Source organism: Filimonas lacunae, assembly GCF_002355595.1.
In the GTDB taxonomy this organism is placed as follows: Bacteria; Bacteroidota; Bacteroidia; order Chitinophagales; family Chitinophagaceae; genus Filimonas; species Filimonas lacunae.
Genome location: NZ_AP017422.1, coordinates 1,044,330 through 1,065,636, shown reverse-complemented (window position 1 = coordinate 1,065,636; position 21,307 = coordinate 1,044,330). Strand labels below are relative to the sequence as shown.

Genomic DNA, 21,307 nt, shown 5'->3' with positions numbered 1-21,307 from the left:
TCAAAATGGAAATTTCAAACAAAACCGTACTGATTACGGGAGGTGGTTCCGGCATTGGCCTGGAAACAGCCAGGTTGCTGAACAAGCGTGGTAACAAAGTGCTGATCATCGGAAGAAATGCGGACAGGTTACGCAATGCAGCCAGAGGGCTGGACAATGTACATACATTCTCCTGTGACATCACCAAAGGCGAAGAGGTGAAAAAATTAACCGACAAAATAACGAATGAGTTTGAGAACCTCAGTATCGTTATGAATAATGCGGCGCAGAGTTATGTATACTCGCATGGGAATGGTATCAATGCCTTTGAAAAAGCCAGCGAAGAGATGCTGACAAACTACCTGGCTGTGATCCGGTTAAATGAAAGCCTGCTGCCCATACTTACTTTGCAAAAAGAGGCAGCTATTATCAATGTCACCTCACTGGTATCCATAACCCCCGTAACCGTGATACCCACTTATTCTGATACCAAGGCAGCTCTGCACTCCTATACACTGGCGCTGAGACATTCCCTGGCAAAAAACACACCGGTAAAAGTATTTGAGTTACTGCCGCCTTTAGTAGATACGGAATTCTCTAAGGCCATTGGCGGAGCTGAAAATGGTATTCCTGCGGTTGTCGTAGCAGAGCAGTTACTGGAAGGTATTCAAAAGGATGAACCTGAAATTTATGTAGGTCAGACAAAAGACTTTCGTTCATTTTTCTTCAGCGATCCCCAGGGTGCATTTCAAATGCTCAATCCTACCCACTAGTATTTCATTGAACACAATTAAAATAAGCATTCATGGCTATTACAAGCACACCGTTATCTATTGAAAAAATGGATAACGCTCCACTGATCATCACCAAGCACAGTGCCGCTTTCTGGCGGGTAACATTAGACAATCCACCTATCAACCTGATGGGACCGGATATGATTGCAGGGCTTCAGCGATTGATGGATATCGTGGAAACAGATAAAGCATTAAAAGTAATCGTATTTGACAGCGCGCACAAGGACTACTTTGTTTCCCACTTCGATGTGTTACGGGGAGCAGAAGTGCCCATGGTGTCCGGGAAGCTGGGGGTACAGCAGTGGGTGGATGTATCGAACAGGCTACATAATGCCGGTGTCATTAGTATCGCCTCTATTCGTGGCCGGGTTCGTGGCATCGGTTCTGAATTCATACTGGCCTGCGATATGCGTTTTGCCAGCAAAGAGCAGGCTATTTTTGGCCACCTGGAAGTAGGTATGGGGCTTTTACCAGGCGGCGGTGCCGCGGAATACCTGCCTTTACTATCCGGCTATGCACGCGCATTGGAAATCGCGGTCAGCGCAGACGACTATGACGCCGATACAGCTGCTGTCTATGGCTGGATTAACAGGGCTTTCCCGGATAAACAACTGGATGCTTTTGTAAATAACCTGGCAACGCGGATCAGTGGGTTTGAATTACCGGCATTGCAGGCCACAAAAACCATCCTGCTGCAACGCGCAGGCGGCCGCCCTGATCCATTTGAGATACAGGAATCCACCAACAAATTTTTTGAACTGTACCAACGCCCGGAAGCACAGGCATTGCTGGCCAAATTGATGGAAAAAGGTTTCCAGACCGATAGTGATACCGAATACCGGCTGGGACATCATTTAGGGTTGCTTGCCGGCGAATAAATTTCATTCAACATTCAAATCTGATCACATGAACTTAACAGGCATCTCTACCTGGAAAGGTAGCTGGAAGAAAGGGAATGGTACCCTCTCCACACAAACACGTATTTTGGAAGCTGTTCCGGTAAGTTATAGCAGCCGTTTTGAGCATGCACCGGGGGCTATCCCGGAAGAATTGCTCGCTGCGGCGCATGCAGCCTGCTACAACCAGGCATTAGCGAATATTGCCGGTCAGAACCAGCTGGAAACGACAAGTATCAACACCACGGTGAACCTGGATCTTGGATTTGATGACGCGGGAAGACCGGAAATAAAAAGTATACACTTCAACGTGGAAGCGGCTATTCCAGGAGCATCCGAACAACAGTTTCAAACTTTTGCGGAGGGTGCCAGGGTCGGTTGCGCTATTTCCAAGATCATTAAGCTACCAACAACCATCAATGCCCGGTTACTTCCCGGCTAATGCATTTCATCATTTAATACTTCACATGAATCCTATCAATTATCCCAGGGACAAATCCGCGCTGGTGTTGGTCGATGTACTGAACGACTTCCTCGCAGAAGACGGTAAGCTGCACGAACAGATTAAACCGATGGTGGATAAAATGGACCTGAAAGCGAATCTGGAAAGGTTATTAGCGGGTACGCGGTCTGCGGGTATTCCCGTAGTATACGCACCACATGGCCTTGATGCATCCACCTTTACTGATTTCCCTTATGTACTTCCCCGGATGCAGTGGGGCAAAGCGAACCAAGTCTTTTGGAAAGGTAGTAAAGGAGCCGATTTTTACGATCCTTTACGTCCGTTGGAGGGAGAGTTTATTGCACAACGGCATCATCTCTACAATGCATTTATCAACACCGATCTGGATGTACATCTCCGGTCGAAAGGGATAGAAAAGCTGGTATTTGCCGGGCTGACATCCCAGACATGCGTGGAAGGTACAGGCAGGTATGCATTGGAAGCAGGGTACCATGTAACCTTCCTCACAGATGGTGTAGCTGAGTTTACCGAGAAGGCCCAGGAAGCAGCTATTGAGATATCCTACCCTGCCTTCGGACATGAGGTGCTGACAATCTCCGCATTCCTGGAAGCACTTGAACAATAAAAAATCATTGAACTATGTCATCATTAACAAGCAAGGTTGCCTTGGTTACAGGGGGCAGCCGCGGCATCGGTGCGGCTATTGTACAAAAATTAGCGGCAGAAGGTGCGAGTATTGCCTTTACTTATGTGAATTCCGCTGAGAAGGCGAACGCCATTGTAAAGGAATTGGAAAAGGCAGGAACAAAAGCATTGGCCATTCAGGCGGATAGCTCCCTTCAAAAGGATGTGGCAGCAGCTGTCGCACAGACAGCTCAACATTTTGGCAGGCTCGACATCCTGGTAAATAATGCAGCGGTATTTGTCATCGGCCCAATAGAAGATGCAGATAAAAATACAGCGCAATACGACCGGCAGATTGATATCAATATACGCTCTATAGCTACGGCCATCCGGGAAGCAGCAAAGTATATCAGCGATAACGGAAGAATCATCACCATCAGCTCCGCAGTGGCTAATTATGTGGGCACGGCTCATCTGACAGACTATGCAGCTACCAAAGCAGCAGCTTCTTCGTACAGCCGGGGCTATGCACATGACCTGGGAAAAAGAGGGATCACCGTAAACGCGGTACAACCCGGACCGGTGGATACAGATATGAACCCGGACAGCGGGGCTTTTGCGGACGCGATGCGTTCCAAAACAGCGCTCGGCCGGTATGGCAAGGCAGAAGAAATCGCAGCCCTGGTCGGCTTTCTCGCAGGACCGGATGCTGCCTATATCACAGGAGCCAGTATCACTATCGATGGCGGACTTTCTGCCTGAGTCCCTTTACCAATTAGGTTTTTGATTCCAAAGGGATTTTAACCTGGGTTAAATAAATCAGGCATACACATTTTTAGTTTTGATCTCACAAACAAAATAATCATGAAAGCGATTTATGTAGCATTCGTTCTTTGCCTGGTAGGCCACTATAGCTTTTCTCAACAGGCAGCATCAAAAATACCTGCTACCATAGTCCTGGTACATGGAGCCTGGAGTGATTCAACCGCATGGAACGCAATAACCCCGGTACTCAGGGACAAGGGACATACCGTTATAAACGTAAACCTGCCTGGCCACGGAGCGGATAACACCTCCCCGGCAAACATCAGTATGCGGCTATACGTGGACGAGGTTAAAAAGGCGATCGGCAATCGTACAGACATTGTATTAGTGGGACATAGTATGGCCGGTGTGATCATCAGCCAGGTAGCAGAAGAGATACCTGCACAGGTAAAAGAACTGGTGTATCTCGCTGCTTTCCTGCCGCAAGATGGTCAGAGCTTACTATCGCTGGCGCAAAACGACAAGGATGCTCACCTGGGTAAATATCTGACTGTAGATAAAGAGCATGGATTGGCTATTGTCAGCAAAGAAGGTATTACAGATGCTTTTCTGCAGGACACTCCTGGAAATATAGTCGATTTTGTGATCGCCCATTGGAAAGCGGAGCCATTAGCACCGTTGGCAACACCGGTTACACTTACAAATGCCAATTTTGGCAGTATCCGGAAAGCCTATATCCATACAACGGAAGACCATGCAGTAAGCTATAGCGCACAAATACAGATGGTAAAAGCCACACCGGTAAAAAAAACGTATACGCTTCACAGCAGTCATACGCCTTTCCTCTCCGTTCCGGCTAAGCTGGCAGATATCCTTCTCCAGGAATCCAGGTAAAAGCTTCCTTCCTGAGAAGCCTGCCATAACTATAAAAAAACAGCGGGTGTGCTATCACACCCGCCTTGTTTTTACCAGGGGAAGTAAACAGTAAACAAACACAGACAGCAAAATCATCACCCTGGTAAGTATCTCTATCAGGCCGTTCTTTAAAAACCATATTGCACCATCCAATGCGCAGCAGCAGCGATCGTTGCTTCATTGTACGCAATATCTGCCCCATTCGCAGCAGGATCCACCGGGTTACGCAGCGGGCGCTTACCCGCTTTCATTTCTATCAGCGCGAGGATCTTGTCTGCTACCAGTTGCGGATCCGGTTTCTGTTCTTCGAGTATTTTACCAAACACTTGCTGGATATGCTGCTGCATGTCTGCGATGTCCTGTCCATAGCTTTCTGCGATACCGGCACGGTCTGCATTCAGCCCCTGTTTTCCCCAGATATCTGTCAGGAAAGCACCCGGCTCTATCAGCACCGTTTCAATGCCCTGTGTAGACAACTCCGCATGGGACGCTTCCACCAATGCTTCTACCGCAAACTTACTGGCGTTATAAGGGGCCTGTAGTGGGGGCGATACCCTGCCCACAGAGCTGGAGATGTTAATGATCAGCCCTTCCTTCCGGGCACGCATACCCGGCAACACTTCGTTATTCACCCGCAGGATACCAAAGACATTCGTTTCAAATACCCGCTTTACCTGTTCTATAGAAAAGGCTTCCAGCACACCACCACTGTACACACCCGCATTGTTGATCAATATATCGATCCGGCCATACCGCGACAGGATGCCGCTGATCGCCTGCTGCACAGAAGTATCATCCGTCACATCCATATCCACCACCTCCGCTATACCCTGTTCCCGCAGCTTACCGGCAGCAGGTTGATTGTACCCTTTACTATGCCGCATCGTTGCTACTACTGTATATCCTTTTCCTGCCAGCGTAATAGCAGTCAGCATCCCGAAGCCGCTGCTGCTACCCGTAATCACTACTACCTTTTTCATATCAGATTTTTTATTAGTCTTTCGTGACACAAAGGAAAGGTTTTCACGAACTTAGCCGGGTGATGGCCCCTAACAAAGCGGGCACCTTTTGGTAACCAAAGGAAAAAACAGGGAACCATCCGGTAACCATAGCAGGTAAGATATGAGACAGGTACATGAAAACTCCGCGCACTGTGGCGTGATAAGATCGGTGAACTATATCGGTGGCAAATGGAAAGTGTTGATACTACTGGTACTCTCCAAAGGAACGGTGCGCTACGGCAAGCTGCATGCGCTGTTGCAGACCATCTCTAAAAAGGTATTGACAGAAGCTTTAAAAGAACTGGAAGAAGATGGACTGATCATCCGTACCTATTACCAGGAGAAGCCGCCCCGTGTAGAATATGCCCTCAGCGAAGCAGGCCTACAGGTTTTACCGGTACTGGAAGCCTTACGCAACTTTGGTAACGGTTTCCCGGAACTACTCCCCACCAGCAGCAAAGCGCATTGCTATGAAGCCACCGCGTAAGACAGGCAGCAATAAAAAACCTGTAAGTTTTTTAAAGACTTACAGGTTTAAGTAGAGCAATGCAGGATGCTTACTGCCCCTGCAGAAATGCCAGCACCTTCTGTGGATGAGCATCCCCTTTGAGAAAAGCCCGGTAGGTATATTCGACCTTTCCCTGCTCATCGATCAGGAAGGTTTCCCTGCCCGTCAGGAATAACCAGGGTTGGATGCCAAACGCTTTCAGCACCTTATTACCCGGGTCACTCAGTAAAGTGAAAGGCAGCCGGTTCTTTTCTGCAAAAGCTTTATGACTGGCAGAAGAGCCCGCGTTAATACCAATCACCAGTATCCCCTTGTCCATAAACTCCTGGAAGCTGTCCCGGAAAGCACAGGCTTCTTTCGTGCAGACCGCGCTTTCATCCTTGGGATAGAAGTACAGGACTATTTTATCTCCCCGGTGATCTTTCATAGAGAAAGGATTGTTATACTGATCCCGCAGCGTAAAATCAGGTACGTGATCTCCTGCTTGTAATGTGGCCATGATAGAATGGTTGAGGTGAATTATTATTGTGCCAGTTGCTCCAGTGCGATACTGACAGAATCCGGCTTGGATAAGAAAGGTGAATGACTCGTGTTCAGCTGATAGGTCTTTGTAATACCTCCTGCGGCGATCATACGGTCTTGCAGCGACGGTGACACCACATGATCCTGTAGGGTTTTAATGTACACTTTTTCCAGCCTGCCGTAGTTACCGGCTGTTAACGTTACGGGGTTGGAAAAAGGAATCCCTGGTTCTGCCCGGTAATTCGCCAATACCGCCGCTTTTACTTTTTCGGAGCCATCCTGTATGAAGATATTGGCCAGTTCTTCGCGTACGACATCAAGCGTGACAAAATCGGGAGACGGACGTAGCGAAGTGCGTAACTGGGAGTCGGCATCGGTGTTGGCGAGGTCCAGCAGTGATTGTCCATTCTGCGGTAAGTAGGCGCCGATATATATCAGCTTTTCTATACGCTCCGGTACTTTCTCTCCCACTGCGGAGATCACCATGCCCCCCAGGCTATGCCCCACCAGGATGACTTTCCCACTTACGCCATCCAGGGCTTTGATCACTTTATCCTGGTAGACATTCAGTGTGAGGGATGCCGGTGCCGTAGTATCCGCACCATGGCCCGGTAATGCCACTACCACTACCTTCGCACCATCTTTCTCCAGGCGGATGCGGACAGAATCCCATACATACGGTGCCTGCCACGCGCCATGTACCAGTACATAGGTCTTCGCGGGTGGCGCTTCTGCCTTGTCATCCTTACTGCAAGCCATCAATACTATCCCTCCTGTCAGTGCTGCCCATATCAGCTGTCTCATTTTTTTCATGTAACGTGTTTTTTTGGTAACACAAAACTATTCCCCCGCCTGCGGCAAGATTTTAACCCGGGTTAAAATAAAGACGACAGATATTTATAATACCATTCGGTATATTTACCAATCAAAATACATCAACCGCACAGTTATGGAAGATCTCTCCCCTATGCAGCAACTGGAAATCTATATACAAGGTATGTCCGGCATGAGCCCGGAAGCTTTTGAACTTTCCGTACCCTACTGGCAGCTGAAAACCTATAAAAAAGGGGAGTTTTACAATGAATACAAAAACGTATGCCGACACCTGGGCTTTGTGCTCAGCGGCATTTTCCGTATTTATAAGTATGAGGAGTTAAAGCAAACCGAAAAGAACATGTTGTTTTTTACCTCCGGCCAGCTCATGACCTCTTATCGTAGTTTCCTCAACCAGGTTGCCTGTGAATATTTCACAGAATCGATGACTGCATCTGAAGTATTATACATCCATCACGAACAGCTGCAACAGCTGTATAAGGAATCGCACGAATGGGAACGGTTCGGCAGGATTTATACAGAGCGGGTACTGGATGGTTTATTGCATCATACCGAAACCCAGCTATTCCTGACACCGGAAGAACGGTACACCATGCTACTGCAACAACATCCGGACGTGGCCAGCAACGTGCCACTCTATCATATTGCTTCTTACCTGGGTATAGAAGGGCCTTCGCTAAGCAGGATACGGAAAAGAATGCAGCAGGCTGCGGCTAAATAAAAGGCAGGGGTGTCCTCCTCCATACAGTAAAAAATAGCTTTAGAACGGCAACTTCCACAGGTCCGCAGGGACCAGGTCTTTCAGTTGTTCGTACATCGCGTCTCTAAACAACTCCGCTACCGGCAAGGGTTTGAAGGCGACGGAACGGTATTGTATCTTCCCATCCGCATTGTCCCGGATCAGCTCGAAGCTGGTGAGCTGGTGGCCTTCGATCTCTCCTTCCCAGATCAGCACAGTCTCTGCGCCGTCCCGGAACTCCCTTATAAAACGACCGTTGCGTACTTTACTGGAAGTGAACATCACGCCGGCAACCAGATCCTTACCCCGGAGTTCTTTCGTGAAGATCGGGCTGGAGAAGACAACATCGTCTGCCAGCAGGGCTTTCAGTCCTTCTAAGGTCGCGCCGGGCGTTTCTCTGAATTGTCGGAATGGATGTATTGTCATTTGTGTTTTTTATTATTGGGTTTGTTTTTGGCGGTGGCCGATGGTACCGCTGCTTCCACCTCGTCTTTCATCAGTTGCACGAGTAATTTCATCTGCGAAATATCCTTCGTCACCCGGGAGACCAGGATGCCGCCTTCTATCATCGCATAGGCTTTTACCACGAAGACTTTATAGTCCCAGTCTTTGCTAAACTCACCCGCCTTAATGCCGGCCTTCAGGATATCCAGCATACCCTGCTGTACGGCGCAGATCGTCTCATTCACCTTATCGCGTATCACCGGGCTCGTATCGTCTGCTTCCATACCGAAGTTCATCATCGGGCAGCCCCCCTGCACAGGCGGGTTCAACGGGTCACTCAGGTAGTCCAGCAGACCAAAGAACTTATCTTTTGCACTGCTGTACTTCTGTGCTTCTGTGGTGATTTTTTCCTGGAATTGGTTCAGGTTCCAGTCGACCGCGCAATGCGACAGTTCTTCCATATCCTTAAAATGCACATACAGGCTGCCCCTGGCTAGCCCCGTCACCTGCATCACATCGGTGACCGCTGTACCCGAAACACCCCGTGTATTGAACAAAGGAGCGCTCTTTTCTATGATCACCTGCCTGGTCTTTTCTGCTTTACTCATAGCTGTCTTTTGACAAGGCAAAAATAAAATGAACAATCATTCATTTTTGTCATAAAAATGTCATTTTCAAAAAGATTCAACAAAATGAACAATCGTTCATTATACATTTGCTTCCGTAAAGCCGGCCAGCAATACCATTTCAACAACAAGGCCGGCAGCCTGATCAGCTGCCGGTTATTTTAAACAATATGTCATGGAAAGAAAGGATTTTCTGAAGAACAGCGTACTGGCTTCGGTGGGTCTGACCCTGCTTCCGAAATCGAACCTGCTGGCGGCAAATACCAGTACTTCGGCGCAGTCCGTACCTACCCAATTCATCAAAGCAGGGAATACTTCGTTCGCCTACCGCCGTTATGGGAAGAAAAAAGGGCTTCCCCTCGTATTTACGAATTACCTGACCGGTACCATGGATAACTGGGACCCGGCAGTGATAGATGGGTTTGCCCGGGAACGGGAAGTCATCATTTTCGATAATGCCGGCGTGGCTTCGTCTGACGGACAAACACCTGATACCATCCAGGCCATGGCCAAAGATGCGGTTGCTTTTATCGATGCCCTGGGGCTGAAAGAGATTCACCTGCTGGGATTTTCTATCGGCGGCATGGTCGCGCAGCAAATCACGGTGGACAGGCCCGACCTGGTGAAGAAACTCATACTGATTGGTACCGGTCCGCGTGGTGGAGAGCGGATGGAGGATTATTCGCCGGAAGTATGGGCCTTGTTTAAAAAGCAATACCCGCAGCCGGATGAGTTGCTGCTCGATACGTTTTTCACACCGACCAAAGAAAGCCAGCAGGCTGGTTGGGCTTATCTCAAACGTATACGAGCACGGTCACAGAAGGAACCATCGCTGACAGACAAGGTAGTTCCCGCGCAACTGGCGGCCATCTTTGGATGGGGCAAAAAGAAACCAGGTAGTTTTGAATATCTTCAACAGATGCAGCTGCCGGTGCTCATAGTACACGGGGACCAGGATATCATCTGTCCTACTGTGAATGGGGTGATCCTGAAGGAACAGTTACCCAACGCTTCGTTGATTGTGTACCCCGATGCCAACCATGCGCCGCATTACCAATACCCGGCCTTGTTCTTACAACAGGCCCTTCATTTTTTAAATAGTTAATTCTTAAAAATATACGTCATGCAACCATATACGCATAATACCGTTCCTACGCAGTTTATCCAGGCAGGTAATACCCGCTATGCTTACCGCCGGTTCGGAAAGACCGGTCAACATCTTCCCCTGGTGTTCTTTCAGCATTTTACCGGAACACTCGACAACTGGGACCCGGCGGTGCTGGATCTCTTATCAGAAGAAAGGGAAGTAATCATCTTCAACAATAAAGGCATCGCCAGTACAGATGGAGAGCCACCGCATACCATTGCGGAGATTGCGCATGATGCCATTGCTTTTATCGATGCTTTGGGTTTGAAACAAATAGATCTCTTCGGTTTTTCTATGGGCAGCTTTGTAGCGCAACAGGTGGCTGTGAACCGCCCCAATCTGGTGCGTAAGATCATCCTGGTAGGTTCAGGACCCCGTGGTGGTGTGGATCTCGAAACCTTCTCTCCTGCCGTATGGGCTTTGTTCGATAAGCCCTATGCGCAGCCTGACGAACTGTTGCTTGATACCTTCTTTGCACCGACAGACAGTAGCCAGGCAGCGGGCCGCCTGTTCCTAGATCGCATCCGCGCCCGCGAAGACCGCGACGCACCTATCAGTGACAAAGTGATACCCGCACAGCTGGCAGCCATCGGGGAATGGGGTAAAAAGCAGGAAGGCTCTTTCCAATACCTGGAAAAGATTACACATCCGGTATTGGTAGTAACCGGTAAAGAAGACATCATCTTCCCAACCGTCAATTCCTACCTGCTGCAACAGAACCTGCCAGATGCGCAATTATTGTTGTATCCTGATTCCAACCACGGTTCACATTACCAGTTCCACACGCATTTTGTAACACAGGTGAAGCTGTTTCTGAACCATGGCCTGCACCCGGAAAACTAATACCATGCAATTACACTATTATGGGCATTCCTGTTTTTCGGTAACCATCGGCAAACAGACGTTGTTATTTGACCCTTTTATTTCCGGCAATGAACTGGCACAACATATTTCCCTGGCGACTGTACAAGCCGACTATATCCTCGTATCTCATGGTCACTATGATCATATGCAGGATGTGGTGGAACTGGCACGGTTGACGGGGGCTACCGTGATCGCCGGGTGGGAACTCTATCAATACTTCAGTAAGCAGGGTGTGGCACACCTGCAACCACTGAATCCCGGAGGGGAACTATCGCTGCCTTTTGGTATCGTAAAAGCCTTTCCCGCCTGGCATTCCAGCAGCCTGCCGGATGGTACCTATGCCGGGATGGCTGCAGGATTCGTGGTAAAGTCAGGCGAAGGCAACTTCTATTACAGCGGTGACACCGCCTTGTCTAAAGATATGTCACTGGTGGCCGACTGGACTGCTATCGACTTTGCGGTACTCCCTATCGGTGGCGCATTGACCATGGGCTATACAGATGCTATGATAGCCGCAGAACTCGTGCAGACCACGCAGGTCGTGGGCGTTCACTACGACACCTTTGGCTTTATCCGGATCGACAAAGGAGAAGCCACTGCCAGTTTTGAAGCAGCCGGTATAGCACTTCACCTACCTGGGATCGGGGAATCCATCACTTTCTAAACGATATAAAACCGGTGGGTTCTATCTACCGGCCCGACACTAAAAAAGCTGCCATTGCGCAGCTTTTTTAGTGTATATCCTTCTGCTAGTCTTATTCAAAGTAAGACCGGTTCTTCCGGATAAACTCTCGGATACCCATCGGCTCCCGGCCGGTAATATCCTGTACCGCTGTATTGGTCCCCGCAAACAAACCATCCCGGCAATCCTGCGCCACATTCGAGATGTGCTGGATAAAATGCGGATGATAACCCAGCGCCGCTGCCTGTTGCTGGTAGGTCTCGATACTGATCGCATCGTAGACAATGGGACGCCCCAGTTCTTCAGAAAGAATATCCGCCAGCTCCTGCACTTTGTACTCCACAGGCCCGAACAGCGGGTATATCTTACTGGCATGCTTTGCGGAATCCAGTAATAAAGAGACAATCACACGTCCCTGATCTTCCGCAGCAATCGGCGCATATCGGCCTTCCCCGAATGGTAATACCACTTTATCCTGGGCCTTGATCGAATCACTGTAGATCAGCCACTCCGCAAAGAATGTCGGACGGATATGTGTCACCTCCAGGCCGGATAAATCCAGCATCCGCTCTGCCATCCAGTGATCCTGCGCCGCATTGCTTTTAGCGTCTCTCCGTGCAGAGATCTGCGACATGTTCACCACATTTCGTACACCCGCTTCCCGTGCTGCCTGGATAAAGTACGCTGTTCCGGTCAATATACCCGGCGTCAGGATCGGGTAGATATAGTACACACTCCTGATCCCCTGTAACGCACGGCTCACCGCATGGAAATCCAGCAGATCCCCCTGCACCACTTCCACACCCAGCTGCTCCAGTTTCGCGGAACGCTCATCGATCTTATGCACCAATGCTCTTACCGCAACACCTCTTTCCCGCAAACCCGGAATCACCTGGCTCGCTGTGTAACCAGTCGCTCCCGTTACCAGCACTTTTCCCTGATACTCCATAAAACGTAATTATAATGAATGAATAAAAAGCGACCAACAATATACCGATCGGTATATTCTAAGACATAAAAAAAGGGCTCCCTGTACCCGGCATGGCAACACGATCTGTGTACTATCTTTTACCAACACACTATAACACGCTTCCATAGTTCTTTCGTTACAACTGAACAACAAATATATTTTAAATACCTTTTGGTATATTTTTAATTTTATTTTTATTTTAGAAAAGCTCCGCAATACTTTTCCAATAAAGCCATGCCGTATATTTGCAGATGGACAAGTCCCTCTCTAAAGCAGAACGCACCCGGCAATTCATTATAGAAACCGCTTCTCCCCTTTTTAATAAGAAAGGATATGAAGGCACTTCCATGTCTGATATCACGGAAGCAACCGGCCTGACCAAAGGCAGTATCTACGGGAACTTTGCCAACAAGGAAGAGATCGCCATCGCCGTGTATGATTATAACACGGACAAAATACTCCGGCATATCGGCCAGCGGATCGCAGCAGAAACAAAGTATTACGATAAGCTACTCGTGTATACGAAAATATATGACCAGGTAGCAGGTAAGGTATTCCCGGATGGCGGTTGTCCTATTCTCAATACCTGTGTAGATGCAGATGATACCAATCCTGCACTGAAACAACGTGCTGCCAGAACCATACAACAATGGAAAAAGCAAATCACAGACTTAGTCGAAGCGGGTATCCAGGCCGGTGAGTTTACTGCTGACATTGATCCCGCCCAACTCGCCTTGTCTATGATTGCATTGATAGAAGGCGGAGTGATGATTTATAAGATTACCCATAGCGCCACCAGCCTGGACAAAATCCTGCAAACAGTGGAACAGCTATTGAAAGGGATCAAAAAACGGTAAACAATACATCGTTGGTCTGTATGTGGAAGGAAATCACCCGTCCTATGATAAACCCTATATACTGATCACCTGCATAACCATTGGTCGCGCAGCTTCGCGCTTATCCGGTGACAATAAAAGAAACAGGGACCACCGGCAACAGTCTCATACCATTGTCAGCAGTCCACGCATTCCAGGAGTCGCTATCTCCCTATACTATCAGGCACCTTGCTTCTTCACCGCAAGGGCAGCTTCCACACGCCTGCCATAATCCGCATCGGCTTCATAGAAATAACCAAGCATTTTCTGCTGGATATCTTCCCGCGCCTCTATTAACGTAGCAGCCAGGTTGTTCACCAGTTCCACACGCTCCCATTCCTCGAAACTGCGATAGCGTTCTCCGGCCTGCTGAAAATTGTTTGTCCTGTCTATGGATTGCTGTACCACTTTGGCCGCAGCATAGGACGGCTCATAAGGCACATGTGTTCGCGGTGCTTCCACCAGCCCGTTTAAACTGGAGGGCTCGTAGTTGACATGCGGGTTGGCACCTACGGCCTGGTCTACCCGGAAGGTCATACTGCCATCGCGCTGGTTCGTGGCAACGTGGTTCCGCGCAGCGTTGATCGGTAACTGCAGGTAATTAGGCCCTACACGGTAGCGCTGGGTATCGGAATAGGAAAAAGTACGGCCGATCAGCATCTTATCATCTGAAAAATCAAGCCCGTCCACCAGCACACCAGGACCGAAAGCGGATTGTTCCACCTCTGCGAAATAATTGGCCGGGTTGCGATCCAGTGTCATCTTACCAATGGGATACCAGGGGAAAAGATCCCGTGGCCAGATCTTTGTATCATCCAGTGGATCAAAGTCCAGCTCGGGATGTGCATCATCACTCATGATCTGTACACATAACTCCCACTGCGGGTAATTCCCTGCCGCTATCGCATCGTATAAGTCCTGTGTCGCATGGTTAAAATTCGTGGCCTGTATGGCATTGGCTTCGGCTTGTGTCAGGTTCTTCACACCTGCCAGCGGCTCCCAATGGTACTTGACCAGTACTGCTTCGCCTTCGGCATTCACCCACTTGTATGTATTCACACCGGAGCCCTGCATCTGCCGGTAGTTCGCAGGGATACCCCAGGGCGAAAACAGCCAGGTGATCATATGCAACACTTCGGGAGAGTTGCTGAAAAAATCCATCACCCTGCCGCCATCCTGGCGGTTGTGTACCGGGTCTGGTTTGAGTGCATGAATAAAATCAGGGAACTTAATAGCATCCCGTATAAAAAACACTTTCAGGTTATTCCCTACCAGGTCCCACACGCCATCTTCCGTATAAAACTTTACGGCAAAGCCCCTTGGATCACGCAGTGTCTCCGGTGAGTGGCCACCATGTATCACCGTAGAGAATCGTACAAACAAAGGCGTCTGTTTCCCCGGTTGCTGGAACAACTTCGCCCGCGTATACTTACTGATCGGTTCATTGCCAACCGTACCATACGCTTCAAAATAACCATGGGCCCCTGCTCCACGTGCATGCACCACACGCTCCGGTACACGTTCCCGGTCGAAGTGGGCGATCTTTTCCAGGAACTGGTAGTTTTCCAGTACCGCCGGTCCCCGGTTGCCCAACGTACGCATACTCTGGTTATTATGTACCGGGTGGCCCTGCCGGGTAGTTAATACCGCTCCTGATGCCTGTGTACCTGCCAATGTCTTCTGCTCCTTCTCCTGGTTCATATGTATGTATTTTATGTAATGATTCGATGGGACAAAACTAAAAGGGTGGTTACCCCGCACAAACAGAATAAGTAAATAAGATCAGCGATAGGTTTTACCTATCGGTCACCATCCGCCATGCGATAGACAAATCCTATTGCCCATGTTATTATTCTATATCGTTACCATCCCCCTGGCAGGATACTACTTTTGTCCCGTTACATTCAAAACAAACACGATGACTATTTTTGAAGCAGCACGCAGCGGGGATTTATCCGCTTTACAAACATTCATAGCAGCCGGCGATATCAACAGGCAGGACGAACGCGGCTCTACCGCATTGATCCTGGCCAGCTATTACAACCAGGCCGCAGCAGTATCATTACTCTTACAGGCACATGCAGCGATGGAGCTGAAAGACACCTATGGCAATACAGCCCTGATGGGAGCCGCCTTTAAAGGATACCTGGAAATCGTAGAACTCCTGTTGTTCCATGGTGCATCGATGCATACCGAAAATAAAAGCGGCGCTACGGCATTGACCTACGCTGCTACCTTTGGCCGTGATGCTATTGCACAGTTATTACTTCATTACGGAGCCGCATCCGGCAAGAAAGGGATCAGTGATCGCATCAGGCTGATCGGTACTTTTGTGAACACGGGCATCAAGGAAACCATCAAACACGTTTTCCCACGTAGCAGGCATACCCCTACAGCACAATAATCTTTCAATTTCAAAATCATCAATCGTATGGATATTTTCGACGCTGCAAGGTCAAATGAAGTGACCGCATTACGTTCCTTCATCGATGCAGGACAGATCAACAGCATAGACGCCCGTGGTTCATCGCCACTGATCATAGCAGGTTATTATGGTCACCTGGAAGCCGTAAATTGTTTATTACAATATGGTGCAGATACAGAAATAAAAGACAGCATGGGAAATACCGCCCTGATGGGTGTTTGTTTCAAAGGCTATCTCGCAGTAGCGGCAGCATTGTGTGAACAGGGAGCAGTGATAGACCATCCCAATGGCAATGGCGCAACCGCACTGACATTCGCCGCTACATTCGGGCAGAATGAGATCATCCGGTTACTCCTGCATAAAGGAGCTAATCCCCTCCACCGGGATCATTTTGGAAAGAACCCGGTGGACTATGCCTTACTTCAGGGCAATGCGGCCGGTTATGAAATGCTGGCACGGGCAGCCAATGAGCGGATAGGCATCCCACAATAGCACGCCCGGCTAAAACCAGCTAATACAGGCTGGCTGGAACGGCTTATTCTGCATCCGCCGGCAGGCGACCTTCCACCGCTGCCAGCACCTGCTCCTTCAACGCCCCAATCAGCATACGTTTAAGGAAAGAACGTTGCGTGACAAGACAGATACTCCTCCTGGGTTCTGGTGCTGTGAAAGGACGAACCCGGTCTTGTTGTGCTGGCGTGAGATCGAGGATCGCCAGTTCCGGCAGGATCGTGATTCCATCGTTTTCTTCTACCATCTTTTTCAACGTTTCTATGCTGCCGGTTTTATACTCATAGTGTGATGGTTGCCGATGCCTGTCCCGCAACTGGCAGAAATTCAGCACCTGGTCACGCATACAATGCCCTTCGTCCAGCAACCAAAGATCTTCAACGTTGATATCCTTAGGATCGATACGTTCGTCCTGCTCTCGTTTCCCCGGATCGCCTATATACGCGATAAACCGTTCAGAGAACAGTTCCTGCAACACCAGCTGTGCATCATCGATAGGTGCAGATACAATACCACAATCCAGCTGCCCTGTTTTTACCTGTTGCAGTATAGCATCCGTAGTTTGTTCCCAGATCACCAGCTTTACCTGCGGATAGTATTGTTTAAAAGGGGACAGGATACGTGGCAGAATATAAGGAGAGACCGTGGGAATAATACCCACCCGCAGTTCTCCCTGTAATGCCTGTTCCTGTTCCTCTACCAACTCTTTTATTTTATGAAACTCACCAAGCGTAATCCTGGCCTGTTCCAGCAATACTACTCCCATAGGTGTAGGTACAATGGGCTGTTTGGCACGCTCAAACAATTTTATCCCCAACTCTTCTTCCAGCTTTTGTATCTGCATACTCAGTGTAGGCTGGGATACAAAACAGTTTTTAGCAGCCACATTGAAGTTGCGGTGCGTATCCACCGCTATAATGTATTCTAATTGTGTAATGGTCATACCTGCTCAATTTAAAGAAAAAGCTACCTACAGGCAGCTTTTTCTGATGATCCGGAAACACCGGGCCTGCAATCCTACATGTCACTGTCATCCGTTATACTTATTCAGACCACGGCGAATGCAGGATGCAATCACAGAAGTTTTTGCGCTGGAAGTTCGGCAGCATAAACGCACAGACATCCGCTTTGATATTGCCGAAGGTCGTTTCTGTTTTATGCGCAAAGCCGCCAAAAAACGTTGGAATGATCCGGTTCTTAAAGTCATTCCTCGGAAAAGCTTCTACGATCTCCTCTCTATGTACAGTACTCAAATGTTCATACCCTTCTCCCATCACATCCAGGCCTACCCCGCTATACATCAGCGCAACCTCGTTCTCCTTGTGCTCGGCAATACCTATCGTAGTATGCAGGGCAATCGTATCCCATACCAGCTGCAATTTGTCTTGCGGGACGCCATGGGTTTTCAGGAAATCCCGCGCTGCATTAGCACCATCCACTTCAAAACGAAGATCGGGGCTGCTGTAATGCGGTACGAGCCCCAGGTCATGAAAGACCGATGCCACATATAATAACTCCGTATCATGAGCCAGTTGTTTCCGCTGTGCATTCAGAGACGAAAAAAGGAATACCCGGAGGGAGTGGTTATAGATAAACTCTGTACCATGTTCCAGCAGCAGCTCTGTGGCTTGCGTGGCAATAGCGCTATCGGGGATGGTAATACCCGCTACTTTCTTCCTGTGATTCACTGACATATCTGATAATTTTTGTCAAAGCTAGCTAGGTGTGATGCCCCGGGGAATAGCAATACATACGTTTGACATGTCAGAATTGACGTGCGGCTATTATTGGCCGATACTGATGAATTGGCTGCGGTAGCTGGCCGGAGAAAAATGGGTGTTCTTTTTGAAGAAGTGACTAAACTGTTCTGGGGAGCTAAAGTTCAGGAGATAGGCGATTTCTTTGACTGGACTAGCACTAAACTGCAGTGCCCGCTTCGCCTCCGCTACAATTTGTCCGGTGATGAGTTCTTTAGCGCTGTTACGACAACAACGTCTGCACAGATCGCTCAACCGCCGTGGTGCGACACCTAGCATTTCAGCATAATCGCTGACCTCATGGAGTTGTTTATATTGGGCGCTGAGCAGATCCAGGAACTTCCTGTATAACACGTAATCTTGGCTGTCGAAGGTCGCTTCTTCCGTCATCCTTACGTTGGCCAATTTGATCATAATGATCTTCAGGTATGCCGCCATGGCGTCCACCTGGTTGTTGTAAGCAGGAGCTTCATATTCTCTCAGCAAGGCCTGGAATAACAACTGCAACTCCTGTAACTCATTCTCCTCTGGTTGCAGGCACTGGTTCACAGCAGCATTATTGAAGAGCACCGCCTTACAATTGCTAGCACTGGCAGGCGCTTTTTCCCAAAAACAATCACCAAAACAAATTACATAGCCCGTAACAACAGAAGAAGCTTTAAATATATAAATCTGTCCTTTAGCTAACAGGAATACTTCTTCACCATGAACTTCAAAAGTACCGCCATCCACAGTTATGGAACCTCTTCCCTTCTCTACTAACAATATGCGATGATAACTTAACCGGCCCGGAAAGTCGCTGTTCATTGCACGATTATCCAATCGCTCTATCGAAAACGAATTATTAATGGTAGATTCCCTAAATATATTAAGAGGAGCACTCAATCCTAACGGCATTTTCACAAAAGTAGAAAATTTCAGAAATAGTAATTTCTGTCACCATTAGATTCAACAAAAGCATTGCAGCTAATACAGCAGTTAGGGCTCATTCAGAACCAAAAATGGAATAACCGCTTTCTTTTACATTAAAAAGCCCATTATAGCCTATGTTTTATTGTAAATAACACCTTCATCGCCTTTTTATAATCCAAAGGACCAAAATAGTAATAAGCATGAAAAAAGATTCAATTTTGAACAAATCAGCTCAAAATCCTCCAAAAAGTTCGATATTTCCCCGCTTCCCTCCACAAACAAAGCCTCAACGAAAGTTGAGGCTTCTTTATTTTCTGCCATTTCATTATTTTTGTTAAAAATGATTTCAAATGAAGTCAGAAGAGAAATACAAAATATCGTTCGAGGATTTATCCAGGAAGGGGAAAGAAATACTTGCTCAACAACCAGAAACCTCCTATGCGGAAGCTTTGGCACAAGTCCAACTATTAAAAGCAACTTCGCAAGTAACTCAATCATCAAAGAAAGGGAAGATAAATTCCTAAGAGAGTGGGCTACAAGTTCTGGCCTCTGGTATCCAACGCTACCAGAAGGCAGCCTATATCTCGCAGAAGGCGGCGAATCAAAAGTCTACTTCGCCGAGGACAGAAAGCACGTTATCAAAGTGAATGACGCCGGATACTACCAAAGATGGACTGAGTATTTTAATAGTCTGGTTCTTCATAATTTATTTTTCCCTCAAACAGAATATTCATTGTTAGGCTTTTCTGAAAACGCCAAAGGACTAGTTGCTATTCTTCAACAGCCCTATATAAGAGGCGGGCATGCCAACCTTGCCGACATTGAATCTTTATTGAATTACAATGACTTTTTTAAAACAAAAAAGCAAGACTATTATAATCAAACATTAGGCATTGCTTTGGAAGATATGCATGATGAAAATGTCGTTGCAAAAGATGAAACCCTGTTCTTTATAGATACCATTTTCTATATTTTAGAAGTGCAATAGTAGTTTTACCACTATTGCTTATCAATAGCTTACTCAGGATTAAACAAGATTATATTTTAATAATGAAATTATTCAACCTATTCAAACCTAAAAGCCGAATTCAGGTAACAACAGACTTAGGGATATTTACACTGTTAAATAACAAAACACAACCGATCTGGTCTACGCTAAAGGAAAACAGACTTCTATCCGTTCATGGCACATTAACAGAACCGGCACCTGACCAATTAAGCTTTATTAAACAGCTGGATAACGAGTTGAAAAAACTCGATGCAGCTATCACAGCTAAATTTATTGAGCTTTTTACCGAAAGTAATCTTACTGCAGAATTTACGCATTGGCATCAACGGTTTACTTTAACAGCTGTTGCGGTGGAAGTCATTATTAAAGAAAAAGTTAGCTGGAGCATTACTTTTGAAGATCATCAAGATAGCTTTGCACATTTTAATCTCTATATAAAAGACAATAAAGTAATAGACCTTTCAATAGACACTTAACCAACACTCTGACTATAAAATCCATCGTTTTTATCTCCAGCCAAAACCAGCACTTTTACCCCTATTTTGGACGCAGATAAAATCCTATACTCAGCCAAAACAACACTTCCCCAACTTATTTGAACGTAAAAAAATAGAAGTCCATCATATCCAAGAAGACAATTATGGCCTCCCAACACTCCTACCCTTTAAAATTTAACAGATTACAGATCGCCTCAAAATCCTCCAAAAAGTTCGATTTTTCCCCGCTTCCCTCCACAGATAAAGCCTCAACAGAAATGTTGGGGCTTTTCTGATTTTAAAATATCCCACCTCTATAATCATTTGACATCCACATTAGAATTCGACCATAGTTTAAAATTTCAGACTGTCTGAATTTTCAAATCATGAGAGATTTAAAAATTACAGCTAATCAACATCACGCCGATTCGCAAACAATTAGCAAACAAACCAGTGCCAAACCACATTTGAACGTCAAAACGGAATTGAAAGGGCTATCATTATAAAGGTAGAATTAACCAAAGTATTGAGTGTAAAAACAGATTAAAATAGGTTAAAGCAATTAGCTTT

The 21,307-nt window shown here is 47.4% G+C and carries 26 protein-coding genes; 16 read left to right on the top strand and 10 right to left on the bottom strand.

Annotation, left to right across the window (positions count from 1 at the left end; all coding sequences use genetic code 11):
- Positions 1-5: 5 nt before the first annotated feature.
- The 6 genes from FLA_RS04505 (at position 6) to FLA_RS04480 (ending at position 4,415) form a co-directional block, all read left to right on the top strand.
- Complete coding sequence (locus FLA_RS04505) at positions 6-752, top strand: SDR family oxidoreductase (RefSeq protein ID WP_076382411.1); 747 nt, start codon at positions 6-8, stop codon at positions 750-752.
- Positions 753-784: 32 nt separating this feature from the next.
- The gene (locus tag FLA_RS04500; RefSeq protein WP_076382412.1) at positions 785-1,651 is read left to right on the top strand and encodes an enoyl-CoA hydratase/isomerase family protein; all 867 of its coding nucleotides are present in this window, start codon (positions 785-787) and stop codon (positions 1,649-1,651) included.
- Positions 1,652-1,679: 28 nt separating this feature from the next.
- Positions 1,680-2,111 carry an OsmC family peroxiredoxin gene (locus FLA_RS04495; RefSeq protein WP_076382413.1) on the top strand — a complete coding sequence of 144 codons (432 nt, stop codon included), beginning with the start codon at positions 1,680-1,682 and terminating at the stop codon, positions 2,109-2,111.
- A 25-nt stretch (positions 2,112-2,136) separates the two neighbouring features.
- On the top strand, positions 2,137-2,757 hold the full coding sequence (locus tag FLA_RS04490; protein WP_076382452.1) for an isochorismatase family cysteine hydrolase: 621 nt from the start codon (positions 2,137-2,139) through the stop codon (positions 2,755-2,757).
- 14 nt (positions 2,758-2,771) lie between these two features.
- Positions 2,772-3,518 carry an SDR family NAD(P)-dependent oxidoreductase gene (locus FLA_RS04485; RefSeq protein ID WP_076382414.1) on the top strand — a complete coding sequence of 249 codons (747 nt, stop codon included), beginning with the start codon at positions 2,772-2,774 and terminating at the stop codon, positions 3,516-3,518.
- 102 nt (positions 3,519-3,620) lie between these two features.
- A complete protein-coding gene (locus FLA_RS04480) occupies positions 3,621-4,415 on the top strand; it encodes an alpha/beta fold hydrolase (RefSeq protein ID WP_084206528.1) in 795 nt (264 codons plus the stop codon).
- 149 nt (positions 4,416-4,564) lie between these two features.
- On the opposite strand, the gene FLA_RS04470 is transcribed toward FLA_RS04480, so the two are convergent.
- Entirely contained in the window at positions 4,565-5,416 is an 852-nt protein-coding gene (locus tag FLA_RS04470; RefSeq protein ID WP_076382415.1) for an SDR family oxidoreductase, read from the bottom strand.
- A gap of 142 nt (positions 5,417-5,558) precedes the next feature.
- Between FLA_RS04470 and FLA_RS04465 the strand changes: the two genes are divergently transcribed.
- The gene (locus FLA_RS04465; protein ID WP_076382416.1) at positions 5,559-5,924 is read left to right on the top strand and encodes a winged helix-turn-helix transcriptional regulator; all 366 of its coding nucleotides are present in this window, start codon (positions 5,559-5,561) and stop codon (positions 5,922-5,924) included.
- 70 nt (positions 5,925-5,994) lie between these two features.
- Here the strand turns inward: FLA_RS04465 and FLA_RS04460 are convergent, their stop codons facing one another.
- Together FLA_RS04460 and FLA_RS04455 are read right to left on the bottom strand one after the other, a co-directional pair.
- Positions 5,995-6,444, bottom strand: coding sequence for a peroxiredoxin (locus tag FLA_RS04460; protein WP_076382417.1), 450 nt, complete (start codon positions 6,442-6,444; stop codon positions 5,995-5,997).
- 23 nt (positions 6,445-6,467) lie between these two features.
- A complete protein-coding gene (locus tag FLA_RS04455; RefSeq protein ID WP_076382418.1) occupies positions 6,468-7,280 on the bottom strand; it encodes an alpha/beta fold hydrolase in 813 nt (270 codons plus the stop codon).
- A 136-nt stretch (positions 7,281-7,416) separates the two neighbouring features.
- Here FLA_RS04455 and FLA_RS04450 point away from each other — a divergent pair, with 136 nt between their 5' ends.
- The gene (locus FLA_RS04450) at positions 7,417-8,022 is read left to right on the top strand and encodes a Crp/Fnr family transcriptional regulator (protein ID WP_076382419.1); all 606 of its coding nucleotides are present in this window, start codon (positions 7,417-7,419) and stop codon (positions 8,020-8,022) included.
- Positions 8,023-8,061: 39 nt separating this feature from the next.
- Here the strand turns inward: FLA_RS04450 and FLA_RS04445 are convergent, their stop codons facing one another.
- Entirely contained in the window at positions 8,062-8,466 is a 405-nt protein-coding gene (locus tag FLA_RS04445) for a hypothetical protein (RefSeq protein WP_084206529.1), read from the bottom strand.
- Entirely contained in the window at positions 8,463-9,113 is a 651-nt protein-coding gene (locus FLA_RS04440) for a TetR/AcrR family transcriptional regulator (protein ID WP_231940389.1), read from the bottom strand. Before FLA_RS04440 ends, FLA_RS04445 begins: the two co-directional genes overlap by 4 nt.
- 172 nt (positions 9,114-9,285) lie before the next feature.
- Between FLA_RS04440 and FLA_RS04435 the strand changes: the two genes are divergently transcribed.
- From FLA_RS04435 to FLA_RS04425, 3 genes are read left to right on the top strand one after another with little or no spacing between them, the layout of a single operon-like run.
- Positions 9,286-10,215 (top strand): alpha/beta fold hydrolase, encoded by a 930-nt coding sequence (locus FLA_RS04435; RefSeq protein WP_084206530.1) that lies wholly within the window; start codon positions 9,286-9,288, stop codon positions 10,213-10,215.
- 18 nt (positions 10,216-10,233) lie between these two features.
- On the top strand, positions 10,234-11,100 hold the full coding sequence (locus FLA_RS04430; RefSeq protein WP_076382421.1) for an alpha/beta fold hydrolase: 867 nt from the start codon (positions 10,234-10,236) through the stop codon (positions 11,098-11,100).
- Between the two features lie 4 nt (positions 11,101-11,104).
- Positions 11,105-11,785 carry a metal-dependent hydrolase gene (locus FLA_RS04425; RefSeq protein WP_076382456.1) on the top strand — a complete coding sequence of 227 codons (681 nt, stop codon included), beginning with the start codon at positions 11,105-11,107 and terminating at the stop codon, positions 11,783-11,785.
- A gap of 91 nt (positions 11,786-11,876) precedes the next feature.
- On the opposite strand, the gene FLA_RS04420 is transcribed toward FLA_RS04425, so the two are convergent.
- Entirely contained in the window at positions 11,877-12,752 is an 876-nt protein-coding gene (locus FLA_RS04420; RefSeq protein ID WP_076382422.1) for an NmrA family NAD(P)-binding protein, read from the bottom strand.
- Between the two features lie 272 nt (positions 12,753-13,024).
- On the opposite strand from FLA_RS04420, the gene FLA_RS04415 reads away from it, so the two are divergent.
- Entirely contained in the window at positions 13,025-13,630 is a 606-nt protein-coding gene (locus FLA_RS04415) for a TetR/AcrR family transcriptional regulator (RefSeq protein ID WP_076382423.1), read from the top strand.
- A 198-nt stretch (positions 13,631-13,828) separates the two neighbouring features.
- Here the strand turns inward: FLA_RS04415 and FLA_RS04410 are convergent, their stop codons facing one another.
- Positions 13,829-15,349 carry a catalase gene (locus FLA_RS04410; protein WP_084206531.1) on the bottom strand — a complete coding sequence of 507 codons (1,521 nt, stop codon included), beginning with the start codon at positions 15,347-15,349 and terminating at the stop codon, positions 13,829-13,831.
- 217 nt (positions 15,350-15,566) lie between these two features.
- Here FLA_RS04410 and FLA_RS04405 point away from each other — a divergent pair, with 217 nt between their 5' ends.
- Positions 15,567-16,052 carry an ankyrin repeat domain-containing protein gene (locus tag FLA_RS04405; protein ID WP_076382424.1) on the top strand — a complete coding sequence of 162 codons (486 nt, stop codon included), beginning with the start codon at positions 15,567-15,569 and terminating at the stop codon, positions 16,050-16,052.
- 27 nt (positions 16,053-16,079) lie between these two features.
- A complete protein-coding gene (locus FLA_RS04400; protein WP_076382425.1) occupies positions 16,080-16,565 on the top strand; it encodes an ankyrin repeat domain-containing protein in 486 nt (161 codons plus the stop codon).
- A gap of 43 nt (positions 16,566-16,608) precedes the next feature.
- On the opposite strand, the gene FLA_RS04395 is transcribed toward FLA_RS04400, so the two are convergent.
- The 3 genes from FLA_RS04395 to FLA_RS04385 form a co-directional block, all read right to left on the bottom strand.
- Complete coding sequence (locus FLA_RS04395) at positions 16,609-17,526, bottom strand: hydrogen peroxide-inducible genes activator (protein ID WP_076382426.1); 918 nt, start codon at positions 17,524-17,526, stop codon at positions 16,609-16,611.
- A 100-nt stretch (positions 17,527-17,626) separates the two neighbouring features.
- Positions 17,627-18,277 (bottom strand): HD domain-containing protein, encoded by a 651-nt coding sequence (locus tag FLA_RS04390; protein ID WP_084206532.1) that lies wholly within the window; start codon positions 18,275-18,277, stop codon positions 17,627-17,629.
- Between the two features lie 90 nt (positions 18,278-18,367).
- Complete coding sequence (locus FLA_RS04385) at positions 18,368-19,237, bottom strand: AraC family transcriptional regulator (protein WP_076382427.1); 870 nt, start codon at positions 19,235-19,237, stop codon at positions 18,368-18,370.
- Between the two features lie 355 nt (positions 19,238-19,592).
- On the opposite strand from FLA_RS04385, the gene FLA_RS04380 reads away from it, so the two are divergent.
- Together FLA_RS04380 and FLA_RS04375 are read left to right on the top strand one after the other, a co-directional pair.
- Entirely contained in the window at positions 19,593-20,240 is a 648-nt protein-coding gene (locus tag FLA_RS04380) for a putative polyvalent protein kinase domain-containing protein (RefSeq protein ID WP_076382428.1), read from the top strand.
- 62 nt (positions 20,241-20,302) lie between these two features.
- Positions 20,303-20,737, top strand: a complete 435-nt coding sequence (locus FLA_RS04375) for a hypothetical protein (RefSeq protein WP_076382429.1) — start codon at positions 20,303-20,305, stop codon at positions 20,735-20,737.
- The last annotated feature ends 570 nt before the right edge of the window (positions 20,738-21,307 follow it).